This is a genomic window from Dolichospermum lemmermannii CS-548 (genome assembly GCF_028330815.1).
Classification (GTDB): domain Bacteria; phylum Cyanobacteriota; class Cyanobacteriia; order Cyanobacteriales; family Nostocaceae; genus Dolichospermum; species Dolichospermum lemmermannii.
On the sequence record NZ_JAQMTJ010000194.1, the window covers coordinates 1 to 2511 of the forward strand.

1 protein-coding gene is annotated in these 2511 nt (G+C 41.3%); it reads left to right on the forward strand.

Annotated features, from left to right (window positions below):
• The first annotated feature begins 355 nt into the window (after positions 1-355).
• On the forward strand, positions 356-2155 hold the full coding sequence (locus PN450_RS12705; RefSeq protein WP_271836557.1) for an aspartate kinase: 1800 nt from the start codon (positions 356-358) through the stop codon (positions 2153-2155).
• Positions 2156-2511 lie beyond the last annotated feature (356 nt).

The following is a 2511-nucleotide window of genomic DNA, read 5'->3' on the forward strand; positions in this document are numbered from 1 at the left end:
CCTGACTCCTGACTCCTGAACTCCTGACTCGGTGACTCCTAATTCTATAAAATATCCTAGCAGTGTTATGTAAATAAACAGTCTACTAGGAATACGTGGTATTATTTGCCATGTTTGAGCGGATTAGTATTTATTTATTTGCATAAAAATACTTTTTTATCCCTAACCACAATAAACAAAAAAGGTGTATAAATTGGTTAAGATAATTCATGTAAATGGTTAATTTGTGATTAAAATCAGAGTCCAAGATTGCTAACGGATGTATTTTTTTTGGTAATCTAAACTGGCACTTTCAGGGTTTTTCATAGTCATGACAACCTTGACTGTGGCAAAACAAGTGATTAAAGAGAATTTTATGGCGCTCATAGTTCAAAAATACGGTGGTACATCAGTTGGTTCAGTTGAACGGATTCAAGCTGTTGCGACTAGAGTTAAAAAAACTGTCAAAGCTGGAAACTCTGTAGTAGTAGTGGTTTCAGCGATGGGTAAAACTACTGATGGGTTAGTGAAACTAGCTCATGATATCTCTAAAACTCCTAGTCGTCGGGAAATGGATATGCTGCTTTCTACGGGAGAGCAAGTTACCATTGCTTTACTAAGTATGGCATTGCAGGAAATTGATCAACCAGCAATTTCGATGACTGGCGCTCAGGTAGGCATTGTTACCGAAGCAGAACACTCTCGCGCTCGGATTTTACATATTGAAACTGAACGCCTAATGCGGCAAATTAATGGCGGCAAAGTGGTTGTGGTGGCAGGGTTTCAAGGAATTAGCAGTACAGAAGAATTAGAAATTACTACTTTGGGACGTGGTGGTTCTGACACTTCCGCAGTGGCGATCGCCGCCGCTATCGGTGCAGATTTTTGTGAAATTTATACAGATGTCCCCGGAATTTTAACTACAGATCCGCGCCTTGTTCCCGAAGCCCAATTATTGACAGAAATCACTAGTGATGAAATGCTGGAATTGGCTAGTTTAGGGGCGAAGGTATTACATCCCAGGGCTGTGGAAATTGCCCGCAATTATGGCGTTCCCCTGGTGGTACGGTCGAGTTGGACAGATCAGCCCGGAACTTGGGTAACAACGCCTCCAAGGCAAGATCGGGCGTTAGTGAATTTAGAATTAGCTCGACCTGTGGATGCTGTGGAGTTTGATATTCAACAGGCAAAGGTGGCTTTATTGCGTGTTCCTGATAGACCAGGGGTAGCAGCCCAGTTATTTGGGGAAATTTCCCAGCAAAATGTTGATGTTGATTTAATTATTCAGTCTATTCATGAAGGTAATACTAACGACATTGCTTTTACAGTAAATTCATCAATATTAAAACGGGCAGAAGCAGTATCATTAGCTATAGCACCGATATTTAAAAATCAGCATACTTCAGATGAAGCGGAAGTGATGGTAGAGAAAGATACTGCTAAAGTGAGTATTGTGGGCGCGGGAATGATTGGTCGTCCGGGGGTAGCAGCGCAGATGTTTAAAACTTTGGCTGAAGCTGGTGTAAATATTCAGATGATTTCTACCAGTGAAGTTAAGGTGAGTTGTGTTGTTGATGCGGTAGATTGCGATCGCGCTATAGCTGCTCTCTGTCACACCTTTGAAATTAATTCTTCCTCTACTGCTTTAGCTTCTCCTAGTGCTAATACCCCTGCTGTGCGTGGTGTTGCGTTAGATATGAATCAAGCGCGAATTGCGATTCGGCAAGTACCAAATCGTCCGGGTATGGCCGCTAAATTGTTTGGATTTTTGGCAGAATATAATATCAGTGTGGATATGATTATTCAATCTCAACGGTGTCGAATAGTAGATGGTGTTCCCCGTCGAGATATTGCCTTTACTGTAGCGAGAATGGACGCGGAAAATGCCCAACAGAAATTACAGCAAGTTGCAGCGAAGTTTGATTGGGGTGAAGTAGTATTAGATCAGGCGATCGCTAAGGTGAGTATAGTTGGTTCTGGGATGGTGGGACAACCAGGTACTGCTGCCAAAATGTTTACAGCTTTAGCCAAAAATCACATCAATATTCAAATGATTGCTACTTCGGAAATTAAAATTAGTTGTGTTGTGGGAGAAGATGAAGGGGTGAAAGCTTTGCAAGTTATTCACTCAGCTTTTGATTTAGCTGGAAGTGAAAAATTTGTAGTTCCAGTCTGATTTTTCTTTTAATTGCAGCATTCGGAGAAATTTCCGGGTGCTACAGTTTTTGGCCATGGTTAAGATTAGGAACAAGCATTTTAAAGTCTCACGCAAAGGCGCAAAGGTGCAAAGGAAGACAAAAAATATAAGTACAAGAATAAATGAATTAATGAATTTCATGATTCTGTGCTGTTCTATGTCTTGCTAATAGGTTGTTTGAAAAGTATTATATTAAACCAGTAATCTCCAAAAACCTAACCCCCCTACCCCCCTTCCCTGCAAGGGAATGGGGGTTTTAAAGCCTCTCCCCTTGCAGGGGAGAGGTTTGGAGAGGGGTCAGTCTATACATTCAAAACTTTTCAAACACCCTCTAA